Annotated in this window: 21 protein-coding genes and 1 tRNA gene; 21 read left to right on the forward strand and 1 reads right to left on the reverse strand. The window is 43.3% G+C overall.

Annotated elements, in window-relative coordinates; genetic code table 11:
• Positions 1-259 precede the first annotated feature (259 nt).
• The 15 genes from J7I90_RS16995 (at position 260) to J7I90_RS17065 (ending at position 13,843) form a co-directional block, all read left to right on the forward strand.
• Positions 260-1,444 carry an ATP phosphoribosyltransferase regulatory subunit gene (locus J7I90_RS16995; RefSeq protein ID WP_214773005.1) on the forward strand — a complete coding sequence of 395 codons (1,185 nt, stop codon included), beginning with the start codon at positions 260-262 and terminating at the stop codon, positions 1,442-1,444.
• Complete coding sequence (gene hisG / locus J7I90_RS17000; protein ID WP_063577570.1) at positions 1,437-2,066, forward strand: ATP phosphoribosyltransferase; 630 nt, start codon at positions 1,437-1,439, stop codon at positions 2,064-2,066. Before J7I90_RS16995 ends, hisG begins: the two co-directional genes overlap by 8 nt.
• A 26-nt stretch (positions 2,067-2,092) precedes the next feature.
• A complete protein-coding gene (gene hisD, locus J7I90_RS17005) occupies positions 2,093-3,385 on the forward strand; it encodes a histidinol dehydrogenase (RefSeq protein ID WP_214773006.1) in 1,293 nt (430 codons plus the stop codon).
• Positions 3,386-3,479: 94 nt separating this feature from the next.
• The gene (hisB, locus tag J7I90_RS17010) at positions 3,480-4,067 is read left to right on the forward strand and encodes an imidazoleglycerol-phosphate dehydratase HisB (protein WP_048688005.1); all 588 of its coding nucleotides are present in this window, start codon (positions 3,480-3,482) and stop codon (positions 4,065-4,067) included.
• On the forward strand, positions 4,068-4,700 hold the full coding sequence (gene hisH, locus J7I90_RS17015) for an imidazole glycerol phosphate synthase subunit HisH (protein ID WP_214773007.1): 633 nt from the start codon (positions 4,068-4,070) through the stop codon (positions 4,698-4,700).
• Positions 4,697-5,431 (forward strand): 1-(5-phosphoribosyl)-5-[(5-phosphoribosylamino)methylideneamino]imidazole-4-carboxamide isomerase, encoded by a 735-nt coding sequence (gene hisA / locus J7I90_RS17020; RefSeq protein ID WP_214773008.1) that lies wholly within the window; start codon positions 4,697-4,699, stop codon positions 5,429-5,431. Before hisH ends, hisA begins: the two co-directional genes overlap by 4 nt.
• Positions 5,432-5,433: 2 nt before the next feature.
• Positions 5,434-6,192, forward strand: coding sequence for an imidazole glycerol phosphate synthase subunit HisF (gene hisF, locus J7I90_RS17025; protein ID WP_214773009.1), 759 nt, complete (start codon positions 5,434-5,436; stop codon positions 6,190-6,192).
• Entirely contained in the window at positions 6,189-6,845 is a 657-nt protein-coding gene (gene hisIE, locus J7I90_RS17030) for a bifunctional phosphoribosyl-AMP cyclohydrolase/phosphoribosyl-ATP diphosphatase HisIE (RefSeq protein ID WP_053536818.1), read from the forward strand. Before hisF ends, hisIE begins: the two co-directional genes overlap by 4 nt.
• Positions 6,846-7,055: 210 nt before the next feature.
• Positions 7,056-8,558 carry a tetratricopeptide repeat protein gene (locus J7I90_RS17035; RefSeq protein ID WP_214773010.1) on the forward strand — a complete coding sequence of 501 codons (1,503 nt, stop codon included), beginning with the start codon at positions 7,056-7,058 and terminating at the stop codon, positions 8,556-8,558.
• Positions 8,559-8,660: 102 nt separating this feature from the next.
• Positions 8,661-9,608, forward strand: coding sequence for a thioredoxin-disulfide reductase (gene trxB, locus J7I90_RS17040; RefSeq protein ID WP_034309960.1), 948 nt, complete (start codon positions 8,661-8,663; stop codon positions 9,606-9,608).
• Positions 9,609-10,164: 556 nt separating this feature from the next.
• Positions 10,165-10,623 carry an NUDIX hydrolase gene (locus tag J7I90_RS17045; RefSeq protein WP_034309963.1) on the forward strand — a complete coding sequence of 153 codons (459 nt, stop codon included), beginning with the start codon at positions 10,165-10,167 and terminating at the stop codon, positions 10,621-10,623.
• Positions 10,624-10,668: 45 nt separating this feature from the next.
• Positions 10,669-11,568: an RNase adapter RapZ gene (gene rapZ, locus J7I90_RS17050; protein ID WP_214773011.1), complete on the forward strand. Its 900-nt coding sequence runs from the start codon at positions 10,669-10,671 to the stop codon at positions 11,566-11,568.
• Positions 11,558-12,544, forward strand: coding sequence for a gluconeogenesis factor YvcK family protein (locus J7I90_RS17055; RefSeq protein ID WP_214773012.1), 987 nt, complete (start codon positions 11,558-11,560; stop codon positions 12,542-12,544). The genes rapZ and J7I90_RS17055 overlap by 11 nt, the downstream gene beginning before the upstream one ends.
• Positions 12,545-12,611: 67 nt before the next feature.
• A complete protein-coding gene (whiA, locus tag J7I90_RS17060; RefSeq protein WP_034309971.1) occupies positions 12,612-13,565 on the forward strand; it encodes a DNA-binding protein WhiA in 954 nt (317 codons plus the stop codon).
• Between the two features lie 20 nt (positions 13,566-13,585).
• Positions 13,586-13,843, forward strand: a complete 258-nt coding sequence (locus J7I90_RS17065) for an HPr family phosphocarrier protein (protein WP_048688029.1) — start codon at positions 13,586-13,588, stop codon at positions 13,841-13,843.
• Positions 13,844-13,943: 100 nt separating this feature from the next.
• On the opposite strand, the gene clpP is transcribed toward J7I90_RS17065, so the two are convergent.
• Positions 13,944-14,549 (reverse strand): ATP-dependent Clp endopeptidase proteolytic subunit ClpP, encoded by a 606-nt coding sequence (clpP, locus tag J7I90_RS17070; RefSeq protein ID WP_214773013.1) that lies wholly within the window; start codon positions 14,547-14,549, stop codon positions 13,944-13,946.
• Positions 14,550-14,838: 289 nt separating this feature from the next.
• Between clpP and J7I90_RS17075 the strand changes: the two genes are divergently transcribed.
• The 6 genes from J7I90_RS17075 (at position 14,839) to J7I90_RS17100 (ending at position 20,468) form a co-directional block, all read left to right on the forward strand.
• Positions 14,839-14,910: transfer RNA gene (locus J7I90_RS17075), tRNA-Arg, on the forward strand.
• A gap of 314 nt (positions 14,911-15,224) precedes the next feature.
• Positions 15,225-16,565 carry an RNA polymerase factor sigma-54 gene (gene rpoN, locus J7I90_RS17080; protein WP_311381015.1) on the forward strand — a complete coding sequence of 447 codons (1,341 nt, stop codon included), beginning with the start codon at positions 15,225-15,227 and terminating at the stop codon, positions 16,563-16,565.
• Between the two features lie 15 nt (positions 16,566-16,580).
• Positions 16,581-16,823: a glutaredoxin family protein gene (locus J7I90_RS17085; protein ID WP_214773014.1), complete on the forward strand. Its 243-nt coding sequence runs from the start codon at positions 16,581-16,583 to the stop codon at positions 16,821-16,823.
• 139 nt (positions 16,824-16,962) lie between these two features.
• Entirely contained in the window at positions 16,963-17,997 is a 1,035-nt protein-coding gene (locus tag J7I90_RS17090; RefSeq protein ID WP_034309980.1) for a sugar-binding transcriptional regulator, read from the forward strand.
• Between the two features lie 32 nt (positions 17,998-18,029).
• On the forward strand, positions 18,030-19,037 hold the full coding sequence (gap, locus tag J7I90_RS17095) for a type I glyceraldehyde-3-phosphate dehydrogenase (protein ID WP_076368241.1): 1,008 nt from the start codon (positions 18,030-18,032) through the stop codon (positions 19,035-19,037).
• A 246-nt stretch (positions 19,038-19,283) separates the two neighbouring features.
• Positions 19,284-20,468, forward strand: coding sequence for a phosphoglycerate kinase (locus J7I90_RS17100; RefSeq protein WP_214773015.1), 1,185 nt, complete (start codon positions 19,284-19,286; stop codon positions 20,466-20,468).
• The last annotated feature ends 45 nt before the right edge of the window (positions 20,469-20,513 follow it).

Below are 20,513 nucleotides of genomic sequence, written 5' to 3' on the forward strand. Positions count from 1 at the left end.
GGGTAAACTATTAATAACTTCAACCTGCTACCATATTAGCGAACTAAAGTGATTTAATAGATTATTGTGATTATTTATAGGATTATGTCATTTTATTTGATACTATTTTTATATGTTATCCGAAATTTGGATTTAAGCGTGAAAACCTTGGAAAGATAAAGGGATAAACAAAATAGGGAATGGGTGCATCGGTTTTTGCCTATAGGCGGACCGATTGGATATATAGATAGTAATCAATATTTCAAAAGGATGTGCAGTCGTGACAAAGCCATTTATGTTTGAAAAGCCATTAGGCATGAGAGATACATTGCCGGTGCTGTATGAAACGAAAGTGTCGGCCAGAAATAAGATGAGTGATGAAATCAAGAAGTGGGGCTATCAATTTATTGAAACGCCAGCTCTGGAATATTATGAAACAATTGGCGAGGCTTCAGCAATATTGGATCAACAGTTGTTTAAACTTCTTGATTCCCAGGGGCATACGCTCGTACTCCGTCCCGAGATGACAGCGCCCATCGCACGGGTCGCAGCATCCAAACTGTTAAAACAGCAAATTCCGCTTCGGCTGGCCTATTCCGCGAATGTATACCGGGCACAGCAGCGTGAAGGAGGCAGGCCGGCAGAATTCGAACAGATTGGCATTGAATGTATCGGAAATAAGTCAATAAGTGCCGATGCTGAAATGATTGCCCTGCTTGCGGATGCTCTAAAGGCTGCAGGGCTTCAGGAATTTAAAATTTCCATTGGACATATCGGATTTCTGCAAGAGTTTTTCTTGAGCATTCTAGGTACGGAGGAAAGGGCCTCTATATTAAGGAAGTTTTTGTATGAAAAAAATTATGTTGGATATCGCGAGCATGTTAAATCACTGCCGCTTTCATCCATTGATAAACAACGGCTTATCGAATTTACCTCCTTACGTGGCAGTGAAGGAACCATGGAAAAGGCGCTAGGGTTGGTTGAAAATAATAAAGGGCAAGATTCTTTGGCTGAACTGAAGGAATTGTCTGCGCAGCTAAAAGAATTTGACGTTGAACAATATGTGAGCTTCGACCTAACATTGGTCAGTCATATGAGTTATTACACGGGAACTTTATTTGAAGTGTATGCCGGACAAGTCGGTTTTCCAATCGGCAATGGCGGCCGGTATGATAATCTGCTTGAGAAGTTCGGCTGGAATGCTTCGGCCACAGGTTTTGCGATCCGGGTGGATCGTCTTGCAGAAGCTCTTGGGGAGCCGATTCAGCCTGTCGCGCCAGAATGTATTTTATTCAGTCCCGAACGAAGGTTGGAAGCGATCGGTTTTGCAAGGGAAAAACGCTCCGAAGGGAAATTGGTAACGATTCAAGATATTACAGTCGTCCAAAATGTCGATGCTTTTACACGGACATTTTCTGAAGTTCATTTATTCGTGGGGAATGGGGGGAATGGAAAAGATGAATAATAGCTTTTTAACGATTGCCATGCCGAAAGGTAGAATATTTGAAGAAGCGGCAGAGCTATTAAGAAAGGCCGGTTTTCGTCTCCCTCCCGAGTTTGATGATTCCCGGAAATTGATTCTTGAAGTGGAAGAAGAGAATCTGCGGTTCATTTTAGCTAAACCGATGGATGTAGTAACCTATGTGGAACACGGCGTCGCTGACATTGGAATTGCAGGGAAGGATGTCATGCTAGAGGAAGAACGTGATGTCTATGAGTTACTTGATTTGAAAATCAGTGCCTGCTACTTGGCTGTAGCTGGACTGCCTGGTACGAAAATAAGTGACATCGCCCCCAAAATAGCCAGTAAATACCCGAATGTTGCTTCCAGTTATTTTCGCGAGCAGGGGGAGCAAGTCGAGATTATAAAGTTGAATGGGTCTATAGAGTTAGCACCGTTAATAGGTTTAGCTGAACGAATCGTCGATATCGTTTCAACTGGGCGGACATTGAAGGAAAACGGTCTTGTGGAATATGCGAAAATCGCCAATGTGACTTCGAGGCTGGTGGCAAACCCTGTCAGCTATCGAATTAAAGAAGCAAGGATTACTGAAATCGTGGAACGGCTAGCAGAAATTATTGAATAGTAAAGAATCGTTAATGAGGTGAAGGTATGAAAATAGAACGGTTTGCTGAAGGGATTTCCCTGAAACGCTCGGTTGAAGCAGGTACTGCCGATCAAAGAAAAGCGGTTCAGGATATTATTTATGATGTCAGGAAAAGCGGAAACGCAGCTATACGTACCTATACCGAACGTTTCGATGGCGTCAGTCCAGGGGACTTGCTTGTATCGGAGCAGGAAATGGAAGAAGCGTCAGCGGCATTGACTGCTGAGCAGCTTGAGATTATTCAAGAAGCTGCGAATAATATCCGAATGTTTCACGAGAAACAAATTCGAAATTCATGGTTTACGACTGATGATACGGGAACGATGCTAGGACAAAAATTGACACCTCTTGATGCAGTAGGTGTTTATGTACCTGGAGGCACAGCGGCCTATCCTTCGTCAGTATTGATGAATGCCCTGCCTGCGAAGGCCGCGGGGGTGGAACGGATCGTTATGGTATCTCCTCCAGGGAAAGATGGGAAATTATCGCCAGCGGTTTTGGCAGCAGCCAAAATTGCCGGAGTTAAGGAAATCTATAAAGTTGGCGGGGCTCAGGCCATAGCTGCCCTCGCTTATGGGACGGAAACAATTAAGAAAGTGGATAAAATAGTGGGTCCGGGAAATATATATGTGGCGTTAGCGAAGCGCGAAGTATTCGGGGATGTCGCCATTGATATGATAGCAGGTCCAAGTGAAATAGCGATATTGGCGGACGAAACGGCCATCGCTGAAGAAGTAGCGGCAGACTTGTTATCACAGGCTGAGCATGATGCCCGGGCTTGCAGTGTTTTGGTCACGACTTCTACGTCTCTTGCAGAAGAAGTGGCAGCAGAAGTGACCAAGCAGGTGGCGTTGCTTCCACGTCATGATATTGCTGGAGCATCGATAAGGGATTATGGAAGAATCGTTGTATGCGGGAATATGGGAGAAGCTGTTGAAGCGATTAATGAACTTGCACCGGAACATTTGGAAATTGTGACCAAAGATGCACTTGAAATCATGGCTAAAATCCGCCATGCCGGTGCAATCTTCATTGGCCGCTTTAGCTCGGAGCCCGTCGGGGATTACTTTGCAGGCCCCAATCATGTGTTGCCCACCAATGGAACCGCCCGTTTTTCCAGCCCGCTGAATGTGGATGATTTCCAAAAGAAATCGAGCATCATCATGTATAGTGAAACGGCCTTCCGCAAAAATGCAAAAAAAATCGCAGCATTTGCCCGAATGGAAGGACTTGAGGCCCATGCCCGTGCCATCGAATCACGTGGTGTGAATGAATCGGGAAAAGGTCCTGAAGATTAAATAAGTGAAATCAGTTAAATCAATGAAATAAAGACTTTAGACATGCTTTTACATCTTGGGAAAAGGGGTCTTACCCCGTTGAGGAGGAGCTGTAATGGAACGTTTTGCTAGTGTGGAGCGAAAGACGAATGAAACGGAAATAAGTTTGAAGTTTGATGTGGATGGGGAAGGTAATTCCTCCATTAAGACCGGCGTTCCGTTTATGACGCATATGCTGGATTTGTTCACGAAACACGGGAAGTTTGATTTGACAGTAGATGCAAATGGGGATACAGACGTGGATGATCACCATACAACTGAAGATATTGGCATTTGTTTGGGTCAGACGTTATTGGAGGCCCTTGGAGACAAGCGCGGGATAAAGCGTTACGGAAATGCATTCGTACCTATGGATGAAGCACTCGCCCAGGTTGTCATCGATTTAAGCAATCGTCCGCATCTGGAGTTCCGGGCTGAGTTTCCTTCGCAAAAGGTCGGTACTTTCGATACTGAACTGGTGCACGAGTTTCTTTGGAAATTCGCTCTTGAAGCCAGGATGAACCTTCATGTAGTCGTTCATTACGGTCACAACACACATCATATGATCGAAGCAATATTCAAAGCGCTTGGACGTGCATTGGATGAAGCTACGACAATCGATCCACGTGTCAAAGGCATCCCTTCGACGAAAGGAATGTTGTAAATGATTGGGATCGTCGATTATGGCATGGGGAATTTATTTTCTGTAAGTAAAGGGCTTGAGCGCCTTGGTGCCGATTCATTCATTTCCGATGACCCAAAAGAACTTTCAAAGTCGAAAGGAATCATACTTCCCGGCGTTGGCTCTTTCAGGGATGCCATGAGTCTCTTGGAAAAACAAAAGCTGGATGAATTTCTGCGGGGATATGTAGCGGATGGGGGGTATCTATTAGGCATCTGCCTTGGTATGCAGCTTCTGTTTGATGAAAGTGAGGAAAATGGACCGGCAAAAGGATTATCCCTCATCCCGGGAAAAGTCGTTCGTTTTAAGGGAGTGGATGCGAATGACCAGGTTTATAAAGTGCCTCACATGGGCTGGAATCGACTTGAATTCAAACACGCATCACCAGTGAATGAGGGGCTGGAAGAGGAGCATGTTTATTTCGTCCATTCATACTACGTCGATACAGATGAATCATTCGTGACCGCTTCGGCGACGTATGATGTGGAAGTGCCGGCGATCGTCGGTAAAGGGAATGTATTCGGCATGCAGTTCCATCCGGAAAAAAGCGGGAATATGGGCATGTCACTCTTGAAAAATTATCTGTCATTAGTAGAAGGGAAGGAAGAAGCATGAGCAACTTTACTATTTACCCGGCGATTGATATGCGCGGAGGCAAATGCGTCCGCTTAATCCAGGGAGATTACGATCAGGAAACCGTTTATGGTGATTCCCCCTTCGATATGGCTAAAAGCTTTGCGGACCAAGGAGCCGGTTGGATACATATGGTCGACCTTGACGGAGCTAAAGAGGGAGTAAGAATCAATGATTCATACGTAATTAAAGCGGCAAGTGAGTTAGGCGCCCGCATTCAAATCGGCGGAGGCATCCGAACGGAACGGGATATAGCCCATTATCTGGATAATGGAGTTGAACGTGTCATTCTAGGCAGCTCGGCCGTTTCAGACCCTGATTTCACTAAAGATATGATTAGGAAGTATGGAAGCCATATCGCTATTGGGATCGATGCGAAGGATGGTAAGGTTGCCACTCATGGCTGGCTTCAAACGTCCGGAACCCTTGCGGTAGATCTTGGCAAACTACTGGCCGATGCTGGTGCCGAGACCTTTATCGTGACTGATATCGCGACGGATGGCATGCTTTCAGGCCCGAATGTGAAAGGTATATTGGCCATGGCGGAGGCAACTGGTAAAAACGTGATTGCTTCAGGAGGCATTAGTTCACTCGAAGACCTTATCACCCTCAAGGAGTATGAAGCCCAAGGAATTGCAGGGGCTATCATTGGCAAGGCACTTTATACCAACCGCTTTACTGTAGAAGATGCACTAGAAAAGGTGCGTGGTTAAATATGCTCACTAAACGAATTATTCCATGTCTCGATGTAAAAGATGGGCGCGTAGTCAAGGGCATACAATTCGTTTCCCTTAGGGATGCTGGAGATCCGGTCGAACTTGCAGCCTTTTACGACCAAGAAGGTGCCGATGAGCTTGTCTTCCTGGATATTTCCGCATCACATGAAGGCAGGGAAACGATCGTCGACGTCGTTCAAGCGGTAGCGGGCAGCTTGGCAATCCCGTTCACGGTGGGCGGCGGCATTAATTCATTGGCGGATATGAAGAAGATCCTGCGGGCTGGTGCCGATAAAGTATCCTTAAATACAGCAGCCATCCTGCGTCCGGATTTAATTAATGAAGGTGCTGATTATTTTGGTTCCCAATGTATCGTGGTTGCCATAGACGCCCGATATGATGAAGGGCTTGGGTCTTGGCGCGTATATACCCACGGCGGCCGGAAACCGACTGAATGGGAAGTGACCGAGTGGGCGAAGGAAGCCGTATCCCGCGGTGCTGGGGAAATTTTGTTGACAAGCATGGATTGTGACGGCGAGAAACAAGGGTTTAATATCGCTTTGACAAAAACGGTATCTAAAGCCGTTTCAGTTCCGGTCATCGCCTCTGGCGGGGCAGGCAACGCTGAACATTTCCAGGAAGCCTTCCAAGAAGGGAAAGCCGACGCAGCATTAGCGGCATCGATTTTTCATTATAAAGAAACATCCGTTAAAGAAGTCAAAGCGTTTCTTAAACAACAAGGAGTGGTTGTACGATGAATCTTGAAACTATTAAATACGATGAAAAAGGTCTGGTACCGGCAATCATTCAAGATGCAGGAACAGGCGAAGTGCTGACACTTGCTTACATGAATCAAGAATCTCTGCAATTGTCGATTGAAAAAGGGGAAACGGTTTTCTTCAGCCGTTCGCGCAATGAATTATGGCATAAAGGAGCAACCAGCGGCAATATCCAGAAAATCACCGAAATGAAGTATGACTGCGATCAAGATGCATTGGTCGTTCGGGTCGTGCCTGCAGGTCCTGCGTGCCATACAGGGGCAACAAGCTGTTTTAGCGAAACGATTTACCAAAATGGTGAAGCCGGACAAGACGTGAAGGCGAATGTGACTTTCTTGACGGAATTGGAAAGACTGATTGAAAAAAGAAAATCGGAAATGCCTGAAGGTTCATATACGACCTACCTATTCGATAAGGGCGTGGATAAGATACTGAAGAAAGTCGGTGAAGAAGCGGCGGAAGTGATCATTGCTGCTAAGAACCGTGATGCAGAGGAACTTTCGATGGAAAGTGCCGATCTCCTCTATCACTTATTCGTTCTTCTTCAAGAGCAGGAGCTGCCTTTCCAAGCGGTGCTTGATGTATTGAAGGCTAGACATGCCGATAAGGACGAACCGAAAGAAACCGAATGAATGGTGAAAGCCCTCCGTCAATAGGAGGGCTTTTATATGTATTTACGATCGCGAGCAGTGATCTTGAGTCCCCGTATGACAAGGAAAATGCTTTAATTTTTCTTGAAAATAGCATGATGGTTCCCGTTTTCCATTTTCTTGAATTGTTCGGCAAATTTTCTCCAATATGTTATAATACTATGGTTAATCAACTTGTAGATGGAGGATTACATGAGTAAAGACTCTAAATTTGGCCAACAGGCAAAAATTCTAACCTTTCACCCAACAGGTGAGTATTATTTCACCAAGGGTTTAAAAGCTTATCATAGACGGGAATTACCTAAATCAAAGAAATACCTGGAACGTGCGCTGGAACTTGAACCTGCTGAACCGATGATAGCTTGTCAATTGGCAATCACTTGCTCGGAAATCGGTGAATATAATTATTCAAACAACCTTTTGGAAAACATCTTGGATGTGATGGATCCCTATATGTCGGAATGTCATTACTTCCTGGCGAATAATTATGCCCACTTAGGCATGTTCAAGGAGGCTTATCGTCACGCCAGTGCTTACCTTGATAAAGAAGAAGACGGGGAGTTCAGCGATGACGCGGAGGATCTGCTTGAATTGATAACTTTTGAGTCGGATGAGTCAGAAGAAAACCCCTTTAAGCATGATGGGCTCATTACCAAACAGGAACAAGCCCGTGAGTACCTGGAATCAGGCAATTTCCCGAAGGCGATCGAAGTGCTGAAAGAAACGATTGCCGAGTATGAGGATTACTGGTCCGCTTATAATAACCTGGCACTTGCCTATTTCTATCTTGGTCAAGTGAATGAAGCTTTTGCAACACTTGATGAGGTACTGGAAAAAAGTCCGGGAAACCTGCATGCGCTTTGTAACCTTGTTGTATTTCATCATTATCAACAGGATGAGGCAAAGGTTGAAGAGCTCATACAGATGCTGGAGAAAATTAGGCCGATGCTATCCGAACATCGTTTCAAGCTTGGAGCGACCTTCGCTCTGATCGGCAATTATGCTTCTGCATATAATTGGCTGAAAGGACTTCAAAAGCAAGGGTTCGAAGGAGATGGAACCTTCTACTATTGGCTTACCATTTCCGCTTACCACTTAGGCCATGAACAGGCTGCCAAAAAGGCATGGAAAAGGGTCGTGGAAATGAACCCGGAAAAGGAAGGCATGGAGCCTTGGGGAGATATGAATGCAACTTCAGATGGTTTTGAACATCATTTTCCTTCTATTATAAAAAGGCTGGAAAGTGAATTCATCGAAGAAAGGCTTTTTGCCATTTTCCTTCTGAAACATTCGGTTCATAAACAGAAGCTATTGAAAAACCAGGTCCTCAACCTAAACCAGAATTTCACTGAATTGGAACGTGATTATGCCGAACTTGTTCAAGTTCCTGCTAAAGATCGCCAGTTAACACCGATTGATTTTGCCGATCGCACAGCTGAGTTATTATATCAGCATTTCCAACCGATACAATTAAATGAAGCCGGGCTCTATTTAATGTGGTTTTCCGTTTTCATCGAAGCGGTGAAATCCGAGCAGAAGCTAAATAATCCTGCAGGATGGGCATCTGCGGTGGAGTATGTGTGGACTCAGCTTAAAAGTGAGAAGGCGAGCAAACAGGCAATCGCAGACAAACATTTCATTTCGGTGTCCACCTTATCGAAGTACGTGAAGTTGGTTCAAAACTTACTCGGATGAGCAGATATTTGGACGAAAAATTATTTGTTATATAGGATAATAGGTAGGGAACACTAACCGTAGTGAAGGTTCCATTTGTAATGGATATGGAGGAGTGAAAACATGTCTGAAAAAATTTATGACGTTGTTATTATTGGAGCTGGTCCTGCAGGGATGACGGCGGCTGTCTATACATCACGTGCGAACCTTTCAACATTGATGTTAGAACGCGGAGTACCGGGCGGGCAAATGGCCAATACGGAGGAAGTTGAAAATTATCCTGGATTCGACACTATACTCGGACCTGAACTTTCAACGAAAATGTTTGACCATGCAAAGAAATTCGGTGCGGAGTATGCCTATGGGGATGTTAAGGAAATCATTGACGGTGAAGAGTATAAAACGATCAAAGCCGGTTCAAAGGAATTCAAAGCACGTTCAATCATCATTTCATCTGGTGCCGAATACAAGAAAATCGGCGTTCCTGGCGAAAAAGAATTGGGCGGCCGCGGTGTATCGTATTGTGCAGTTTGTGATGGTGCATTCTTCAAGCAAAAAGAACTGTTCGTTATCGGCGGCGGAGACTCTGCTGTTGAAGAGGGTGTGTACTTAACCCGCTTTGCTTCAAAAGTGACGATCGTTCACAGACGTGACGAACTTCGTGCTCAAAAGATTCTTCAAGATCGTGCATTTGCCAATGAGAAAATTAACTTCATCTGGAATCACACTTTGAAGGAAATCAATGAAAAAGGCGGCAAGGTCGGCGGTGTCACACTAGTTTCCACTGAAAACGGAGAAGAGACAGTGATGGACGCAGACGGTGTATTCATTTATATCGGAATGCTTCCGCTAACGAAACCATTTGAAAACTTGGGCATCTTGAATTCAACAGGTTATATTGAAACGAATGATCGGATGGAAACACGCGTACCTGGTATTTTCGCTGCAGGTGACGTTCGTGAAAAAACATTGCGCCAAATCGTTACAGCTACAGGAGATGGAAGCATTGCCGCCCAATCCGCTCAGCATTTTGTTGAGGAACTTCAAGAAAAATTGCAGCCAAAGGCTTGATTTCACAAGAATATACAATCGTAATTCCGTTTTAACGATGTTGTAACATGCGTGAAATAATGATTCGGTATAGTAGGGGATAGAAGTTGACCCCCTTTAATTATAAACGTTTAAGGACACAGAATAAGTTTCTGTGTCTTTTTTTTGTTTTCCTGCTTTGAGACTATATCTTTAGTTCCAATTTTTAGGGTGTATCCAAGCAATTTTTAATGTGAAGCAAGTCGTTCCTTTGCATTTAGGAAGCGAAAGTGGAGAAGAATAGGAGTTAAGCAGGATAAAGGCTTACCTATTTGATTCCTTGCGAATGAAGATTCCCCCAGTGCAGGAAGTTTACTTTATTGTTAGCTCATTTTAAAAATAGTATAATGATAAGATATACTAAACATATACATCTTTCATAATGGTAAGAAGATGAAAAATACAACTTGTTTGAACTATTAGCATTTGTAAATCGCCAAATGGATATCTAGCGGCGGTTTAAGGATATAAACTGAATCTCTTCAGCACGGGGGGGGAAGGTTTCTATAGTCGAGCAGAGCCAATCGAGGTGAAGAACGTGCAACGTGTCACAAACTGTGTATTGATCAGAGATAATCAAATCCTCTTATTGAAAAAGCCTAGACGCGGATGGTGGGTAGCTCCCGGCGGCAAGATGGAACCTGGGGAGTCTGTACGCGATGCTTGCATTAGGGAATATCGCGAAGAAACGGGCGTTTATTTAAAAAACCCTTCCATCAAAGGTATTTTCACCTTCATCATGAAGGACGGAGATAAAGTTTTATCAGAATGGATGATGTTCACTTTCTTTGCAACGGATTCCGATGGTGTAAATGTGGATGTTTGTGAAGAAGGGGAACTTAGCTGGCATCCGGTTGAAGATGTTAAAAAGCTGATGATGGCCGAAGGTGATTTTCACATCCTGGATTATATGGTTCATGGCAGTGGGATCATCTATGGAACCTTTACCTATACGCCAGAGTTCAAGCTGCTTTCTTACCGGTTGGATCCAGGTTAATTTTTAGATATAAAAAAGATTGTTATATATGGGGGCGGAGAAACTATGAGTACAGGGCAGATGAGTGAAACGCAATTGGTCATCATTACCGGAATGTCCGGAGCAGGTAAGACGGTGGCGGTTCAAAGTTTTGAAGACCTCGGCTTTTTTTGCGTCGATAATTTGCCGCCCACGCTGTTGCCAAAGTTTTTGGAGTTAATGAAGGACTCCGGGAATAAGATGAATAAAGTGGCTCTTGTCATGGATTTAAGGGGAAGGGAATTTTTTGATTCCTTATTTCTTGCACTGGATAATTTAACTGATGCAGCTGCAGTATCACCAAGAATCCTTTTTCTTGAGGCTGATGATGATTCCTTGGTACGCAGGTATAAGGAAACGAGAAGGACCCACCCCCTTGCTCCATTAGGCCGGCCGTTGGAAGGCATTAAAATGGAACGGGAACTTTTGGACGAATTGAAGGGAAGGGCCCAGTTGATCTTTAATACTTCTCAACTGAAACCGCGCGAATTGCGGGAGAAAATCGCATCGGAGTTTTCTGCCGATAAAAGTGTCGGTTTTACAGTCAATGTCATGTCGTTCGGGTTCAAGCATGGTCTGCCGATAGATGCCGACCTTGTGTTCGATGTACGGTTCCTGCCAAATCCATATTATATTGACCATATGAGGCCAAGGACAGGCTTGGAAAAGGAAGTGTCGAGTTACGTTTTAAAATGGAGTGAGACGCAAAAATTCTTGGAAAAAGTGACCGATCTGCTCGCTTTCATGCTTCCATATTATAAACGTGAAGGGAAAGCACAGCTTGTTGTTGCGATTGGGTGTACAGGCGGTCAGCACCGTTCTGTAGCATTGACGGAGTATATTTCAAACCACTTCAAAAAGGATTACAGGGTTCAAGTATCACATCGCGATATCGAAAAAAGTAAGGGGAAAGCAGATGTTAGATAAAAAGAAACAGCCTAAGGTTGTGATCATCGGAGGAGGAACCGGCCTTCCTGTTTTGTTGAGAGGGTTAAAGAAGCATCCGGTGGATATAACGGCAATCGTAACGGTTGCTGATGATGGTGGAAGTTCAGGCCGCCTTCGCGAGGATATGGATATTCCCGCTCCGGGTGATATTCGTAACGTGCTGGCTGCGTTATCGGATGTAGAGCCCCTTGTTGAACAAATGTTTCAGCATCGCTTTCAGAGTAAAAATGAGTTGTCCGGGCATTCGCTGGGCAATTTGATACTGGCGGCAATGACTTCGCTGACCGGGGATTTCGTCCATGCGATCCAGGAAATGAGTAAATTCCTTAATGTCCGCGGTAAAGTGCTTCCGGCTGCCAACCAAAGTGTGGTTCTCCATGCAGAGATGGATGACGGAACGGTTGTTACTGGAGAATCCAAGATTCCCTTCTCAGGAAAGAAAATAAAAAAAGTATTCCTGTCTCCTCATCATATAAAGCCGCTTAGTGAAACTCTCCAGGAAATCAAGCAGGCAGATCTTATAGTCGTAGGTCCAGGAAGCCTATATACTAGCATTCTGCCTAACTTACTTGTCCCTGGATTAGGAGAAGAGGTTGCCCGTTCCAAGGCGAAGAAGGTGTATATTTGCAATTTGATGACACAAGCCGGCGAGACTCTGGATTATAGCGCGAGTGATCATATAAAAGCGATATATGACCATATGGGAAATGCATATATTGACAGGATACTTGTTAATAATGAGGAAATACCAACCGAGATTCAGCAGCGGTATCAAGCTGAATATGCAAAACCGGTCATGTATGATGTGGAAAGTTTAAAAATGATGGGGCTTGAAATCATACAAGAACGCATTTTCAGCTATGAAGGGAATGTAATACGCCATGATACGAAAAAAGTGGCGGATTTGCTTTATAATATGCTTGTAAATGAAACAAAAAGCCACATAGTTCCGTAGATATAAGCGGGGACGTTTTTTTGATTGATAAAAATAGAATACCTGCGTTCGATTGGGGGTGAAATGGATGTCTTTTGCTTCAGAAACAAAAAAAGAGCTTACAACATTAGAGGGAAAGGATTGCTGCGGTAAAGCCGAATTGTGTGCGCTTATCCGGATGAACGGATCCCTTTCATTTTCTAATCGGAAGCTTGTTGTGGATATTCAAACTGAGAATGCTGCGATTGCCAGAAGGATATATACGCTGCTGAAAAAAAGTTATGAGGTCCAGGTCGAGCTGTTGGTCCGTAAAAAGATGAAGCTTAAAAAGAACAATGTATATATTGTCAGGATGTCATCCGGAGGGCAGCGGGTTTTAACCGATTTGGAAATTTTAGGCGATGGTTTTGAAATTCTCCATGATATATCCGATACTATTGTTGGGAAGAAATGCTGTAAGCGTTCTTATCTAAGAGGTGCATTTCTTGCAGGGGGTTCGGTAAACAATCCGGAAACGTCTTCCTATCACCTTGAGATTTTCTCACTTTATAAAGAGCACAATGATGCCCTTTGTGAGCTAATGAATAAGTTTGGCTTGAAGGCCAAGACGCTTGAACGCAAGAAGGGGTACATCATTTATTTGAAAGAAGCCGAAAAGATTGCCGAGTTTTTAAGTATAGTTGGCGCCCATTCAGCTTTATTAAGGTTCGAGGATGTACGGATTGTCCGTGATATGCGTAATTCAGTGAATAGGCTTGTGAATTGTGAAACAGCCAATTTGAACAAAACGATCGGGGCATCATTGCGCCAGGTTGAAAATATCCACTATATCGAGGATACGGTAGGACTTAGCATTTTACCGGATAAGCTTCGGGAAATTGCGGAGCTTAGGATAGCGTTTCAGGATATAACCTTAAAGGAACTTGGGGAAATGGTATCCGGGGGAACCATCAGTAAGTCCGGGATTAATCACCGATTGAGAAAGATTGATGAAATAGCTGACAGGCTCCGTGGGGGAGAGGCTATTGCTGCGAAAAAATAAAGCTAACAGGGGAGATCAAGATGGTGGAGAAACAAGTTGAGGTAAAATTGAAAACGGGTTTGCAAGCTCGGCCGGCGGCTCTTTTTGTACAAGAAGCTAACCGCTTTCATTCAGATGTTTTTCTTGAAAAAGAAGGAAAGAAAGTGAATGCAAAAAGTATAATGGGATTAATGAGCCTTGCCATCAGTTCTGGCGTGTCCGTGAAGTTAATCGTCGAAGGACGCGATGAAAAGGAAGCGTTGGAAGCATTGGAAGAGTTCGTTCAGCAAGAGGGTTAAAAAAGGGGATGCCTAAGTGTGCATCCTTTTCTTTTATCATGTAAAAAAGGCTCCGGAAGTCGCTTATCGCGATCTCCGGAGCCTTTCTTTTGTTGCAGGATTACTTAGAGTTTTTATCATCAAGAACGCTGCGTGTGATGACTTTGTCAATCAAGCCATATTCAAGAGCTCTTTCGGAAGTCATGAAGTTATCACGTTCCGTATCTCTTTGAAGGACTTCGATAGGTTGTCCCGTACGTTCTGCCAAGATTTGGTTCAGCTTATCTTTCAAGTGAAGGATACGGCGGGCAGCAATTTCAATTTCCGTAGCTTGACCTTGAGCTCCTCCAAGTGGTTGGTGAATCATGACTTCACTGTTTGGCAACGCAAAGCGTTTGCCTTTTTCGCCAGCGGCCAATAGGAAAGCACCCATGGAAGCGGCCATACCGATGCATACTGTCGATACATTAGGTTTGATATATTGCATAGTATCGTAAATGGCCATACCGGAAGTGATGCTTCCGCCAGGGCTGTTGATGTATAGAGTGATATCTTTTTCAGGATTTTCCGCTTCTAAAAATAGTAATTGAGCAACAATGGAGTTGGAGACATTATCGTCAATTGCACTTCCTAGCATAATGATCCGGTCTTTTAATAAACGGGAGTAAATATCGTAGGCACGCTCCCCACGACTTGTTTGTTCGATAACTGTAGGAATTAAATTCATGTTCATTTCCTCCTTCGATTAAGAGAATCATTTAAATTCTTTATGTATGTATGATACACTTTTTGGTCAATTTAGGTCAAACAAAACAAACCCTATTATGGATAATTTGTTCGACAATTTTCTGGCTAAGGCTCCTTCCTGATAGATTGTTTTATATATTATGCCGTACAGGGATGAATTTCCACATTACCCATAATACCCAAATGATAAAGTTTTAAACCTGATAACCCTTGCAAAGGAGGGGATTCTATCATATAATGAAGTCTGTCGAAAAAATATTTTCTATTACGCCCTCGTAGTGCAACGGATAGAACGCAAGCCTCCGAAGCTTGAAATGCAGGTTCGATTCCTGCCGAGGGCATTACCAATCTTCTGCTTAATAAAGTGGGGGATTTTTTATTGGTCATTTTTAGGAGAGTTAAAATTTTTGCTGAATTTGCTCGTTTTCCGTAATATTCCATCGAATCCTGTAATGTCTGTCCTGTCTTGAAAATATTCGCCAACACTATTGAAAAATGGTGATTTTTCAATAAAAGTAGTTGTTAAATTTGCGTTTCTAACATATAGTATTTAAAACAAATAAACTATTCAGAAAAAAATCGTAAGCGTTTTCATGGGTTTTTGTGTAGAATTTTCTCCTGATAATGTAAAATGGAGTGGGGGAGGGATGAATCGATGAGTATGAATATGAAAGCAGGACTTTTTCAACAGCAAACATTAAAGATGGCAATGACCCAGGAGCTCATGCAAGCTATTACATTGCTGCAATACTCCTCGCAGGAGCTATCGGCTTTTTTAGAAAATAAAATGGTGGAGAACCCATTACTGTCCATAGATCAGCCAACATCTTCTTTATTTCAGCCAACATCTTTTGAACGCAAAAAGGGTAAACGGACTCTTAAAAATACGTATGATGCCAACTATTGGATTGAACAGATCAGTGAAGATACCGTATCGCTTGAACAGCATATCATGTCCCAAGTGAATCACCAGCAGTTTTCCGGTGAGCAGCAGAAGGCAATGCTTCTATTAATTCACAACCTTGATGAAAACGGTTACTTGAGGACCCAGCTGGAGGATATATGCATCTCGGGCGTGTCACCGGCCGTTTTGGAAGAGAGTCTCTCTATTTTACAGGAACTCGAGCCGCATGGTATTGGAGCAAGGAATCTTCAAGAGTGCCTTTTGCTTCAAGTGAAAGCAGAAGGGGGGAGTCTGCTGGCAGAATCGATCATAGAAAACCATTTCCTCGATTTTGCTGAAAAGCGCTGGAAAGACCTAAGTAAGAAAATCGGTGTTACACTGAAGGAGATTCAAGAAGTCTTTGATTATGTCCAGACGTTAAACCCGCGTCCGGCATCGCTCTTTTTTCAGGAAAAACCTTCTTATATAGTGCCGGATGTGGTCGTGGAAGTTCGGGATGGCATGCTGCTTGTCGGGAATTATGATGGTAACACGCCCAATCTCAATGTGGATAAAGGATATTTAAACCGGATGAAGAGCCATAAGGATCAGGGAGTTCAGCGGTTTATCCAGGATAAGTGGCAGGAATACCAATGGATCTCCAGAGGGATCCAACAGAGAAAAGAAACGATATTGAAGGTCATTCAGTGCATCGTCGAAAAACAGCCGGCGTGCTTTCATCATGGCCTGAACTATTTGAAGCCGATGACGATGAAAGAAATCGCAGACGAACTTGGCATACATGAGTCCACAGTAAGCCGGGCGGTTAAAGGGAAGTACGTACAGACTCCATTTGGCACGATAGAGATGCGGATATTTTTCACTACTTCTTTACAGTCGGTAGGCCTTGATGAGGATATGTCGGGCATGCAAGCGAAAAAGAGCCTTCAGGCAGCCATCAATGGGGAAAATAAACAAAAGCCGCTTTCGGATCAAGACCTGGCAGAACGGCTGAAGGAAGAGCATGGAATTATCCTGGCACGCCGAACCGTTGCCAAGTACCGGGAACAATTAGGGATCCCTTCTTCATCTAAACGAAAAAGATATGATTGAAAAGGATGATTGGTTTTGGAATCGAATGCGTTTGTTTTATATAGCAGGGATAAATGCCCGTTATGTGATAAAGCGAAGCGGGTACTCGAGGAAGTGAAAGTGGAGTCAGGCATAGGCTATAAGGAAATCGATATCTATACCGATGATGATTTGCTTGAGAAGTTCGGGCTGATGATTCCTGTCGTTGAATGGAAAGATGAAATCGTTCAGTTCGGAAACGTTGATAAATTAGCTCTAAATAGGCTTTTGGAAAAATAATTTTTCAAATCATTTGAAGAAACATTCCGTTCCTGCTAGAATAAAATATGTAGCAGGAATATTTTTTTGTTTTAAGTGGGACAGAAAATGACTACGCGGGACGTTAAATGTCCAACTTAACTTTTTAGGAGTTTTATATATGCGTACATTACTCGAGGTACAAAGAAAATTATTGCCCGATTTCCTTTTGGTTATGCAAAAAAGATATGATATCCTGCGTTATATCAAAATGATGCAGCCGGTTGGAAGGCGCAGTCTGTCCGTGAGCCTTAATTTGACAGAGCGGACGCTAAGAGGCGAGGTTGATTTTCTGAAAAGTCAGAACCTGGTTAACATCTTCAGCTCTGGCATGACGCTGACTGATGAAGGGATTGAAATCCTGGATAAGTTAGAAGGAATAATGCGTGAAGTAATGGGTATAGACATAATGGAAAAGCAATTGCAGGATTTGTTACAAGTGGATGAAGTCATAATTGTCTCAGGAAATTGTGATGAAACCCCATGGGTGAAAAAAGAATTGGGTAAAGCTTGTGCAAACCGTATGAAACGAGAATGGAACTCAAAGAATATCATTGCGGTTACTGGCGGATCGACAATGGCCGAAGTGGCTAATTCGTTGTCACCTGATGAAGCATCCAGGAAATTGACATTTGTCCCAGCCCGCGGGGGAATTGGTGAAGCGGTGCAGAATCAGGCCAATACGATTGTCGAAAAAATGGCACAGAAGGCTCAAGCCTCATACAGAGTGTTATATGTACCCGATCAATTAAGCGGTGAGGTTTATGCATCTTTTCAGAAGGAACCTGCAATTAAAGAAGTGATTTCCCAGATCAAGTCTGCCGATATGATCATTCATGGAATCGGTGATGCCATGGCGATGGCAGAGAGAAGAAATTCTTCGCCAGAAATGTTAAAGAAGCTGTTAGATGGAAATGCTGTAGGAGAGGCATTCGGTTATTATTACGATGAAAACGGCAAAGTTGTTCATAAAGTTTTGACGGTCGGCATCCAGTTAGATGATCTTAGCCCTGAAAAGCGAGTGATAACTGTGGCAGGTGGCAAAACTAAAGCAAAGGCTATCCGTTCCTACATGAAAGGCGCACCTTCATCGACCGTTTTGATCACGGATGAAGCTGCGGCACAAGAGTTAATTCAGGGGAATTACACCCCTTAATATATTTGCGAACTTAAAAGGAGGAATTTTTCATGGCAGTAAAAGTTGGTATTAATGGTTTTGGACGTATTGGACGTAATGTATTTCGTGCAGCATTGAGTAATCCTGGGGTAGAGATTGTTGCTATTAACGACTTAACGGATGCTAATATGTTAGCGCACCTTCTTCAATACGATACAATTCATGGATCTCTTAATGAAAAAGTAACAGTTGATGGGGATTACCTTGTTGTTGATGGTCACAAAGTGAAAGTATTGGCTGAACGTGATCCTGCACAATTGGCATGGGGTGAACTGGGAGTAGAAGTAGTTGTGGAATCTACAGGGCGTTTCACAAAACGTGCGGATGCAGCTAAGCATTTAGAAGCTGGCGCGAAAAAAGTAATCATCTCTGCTCCTGCATCTGATGAAGATATCACGATCGTCATGGGTGTAAACGAAGACAAATATGATGCAGCAAACCATCATGTAATCTCTAATGCTTCTTGTACAACGAACTGCTTAGCTCCATTTGCTAAAGTGCTTCATGAACAATTCGGAATCAAACGCGGTATGATGACTACTGTTCACTCTTATACAAATGATCAGCAAATCCTTGATTTGCCTCATAAAGATTACCGTCGTGCACGTGCAGCTGCCGAGAATATCATTCCTACAACAACTGGGGCAGCAAAAGCTGTTGCACTTGTCCTTCCTGAACTTAAAGGGAAATTGAATGGTATGGCAATGCGTGTACCTACTCCAAACGTGTCTGTTGTCGACCTTGTTGCTGAACTTGAAAAAGACACAACAGTTGAAGAAGTTAATGCAGCATTCAAAAAGGCTTCTGAAGGTGAATTAAAAGGAATCCTTGAGTACAGCGAACTTCCGCTAGTATCAACTGACTATAACGGTAACCCATCATCATCTACAATCGATGCCCTTTCCACGATGGTAATGGAAGGAAACATGGTTAAAGTATTATCTTGGTATGATAATGAAACAGGATATTCAAGCCGTGTTGTTGACTTGATCGACTATTTGGCTAAAAAAGGATTGTAATTAGAATAATAAAAAACCTCACCAAGGTGAGGTTTTTTTTATCACAGCTCTAAAAAAACTTGGCAGAAGATGATATTATTAGTAAGTCATTAATCAGTCAAGCGTTTACATTTCTTGTTTTTGGATAAATTCCTGTAAACCGACTATAATGAAAAAGAGAAAAGGGGAGTTGGGAAAATTACCCTCTCCCTTTTTGGCTAAAAGAATCAAAAATATGATAACAATATCTAAGGAGGTTCTTGGATTATGAATAAAAAGTCGATTAAAGATATTGAATTAAAGGGGAAACGCGTATTTTGCCGTGTTGATTTCAACGTGCCGATGCAGGACGGAAAGATTTCGGATGATACGAGAATCAAGGCTGCACTGCCGACGATTTCCTATTTGACGGAACAAGGCGCAAAAGTCATCTTAGCCAGCCATCTTGGCCGTCCTAAAGGACAAGTCGTAGAAGAATTGCGTTTGGCACCTGTTGCGGAAAGACTAAGCGAACTTAGCGGCAAAGATGTGCAAAAGGCAGAAGAAGCATACGGCGAGACCGTTCAATCAATCATTGAAAACATGCAAAATGGCGAGATCCTGTTGTTGGAAAACGTTCGTTTCTATCCAGGAGAAGAGAAGAACGATCAAGAATTGGCGAAGTCATTTGCGGCACTGGCTGATGTTTATGTTAACGATGCATTCGGAGCTGCGCACCGTGCACATGCTTCAACTGAAGGAATAGCTCACCACCTCCCGGCCGTTGCAGGATTGCTGATGGAAAAAGAGCTTTCTGTACTTGGAAAAGCCCTATCCAACCCAGAACGTCCTTTTACAGCTATAATTGGCGGAGCAAAGGTAAAGGATAAGATAGGCGTCATCGAAAACCTTTTGGAAAAAGTCGATCACTTGATCATTGGTGGTGGATTGGGTTACACATTCATTAAAGCGCAAGGTCATGAAATCGGTAATTCTTTATTGGAAGAAGACAAAATAGAATTGGCCAAATCTTTCATCGAAAGTGCAAAAGAAAAAGGCGTAAAACTTCATTTGCCTATCGATGCAGTCGTAACTGCTGAATTTTCACCTGATGCAGAGACGGATAATGTCGATATCGATGCTATTCCAAATGATAAAATGGCTCTTGATATCGGACCAAAAACAAGTGAATTATTTGCGGATGTAATCAAAAGTTCCAAGCTTGTCATTTGGAATGGACCAATGGGTGTCTTCGAGTTCGATAAATTTGCGAATGGAACGAGAACCGTTGCCAGGGCCTTGGCGGAAGCAAACGATACGTACAGCATTGTTGGCGGAGGGGATTCGGCCGCGGCTGCAGAAAAGTTTGGCCTGGCAGAAAAGATGTCCCATATTTCAACTGGCGGCGGTGCATCTCTTGAGTTCATGGAAGGCAAAGAGTTGCCTGGCGTTGTAGCCTTGAACGATAAATAAGATTAAACCGTTACATATTTCAACATTAGAAGGGATGAGAAACCA

Origin of the sequence: Bacillus sp. ISL-57 (assembly GCF_018613135.1) — a bacterium.
Taxonomy (GTDB): domain Bacteria; phylum Bacillota; class Bacilli; order Bacillales; family DSM-1321; genus Peribacillus; species Peribacillus frigoritolerans.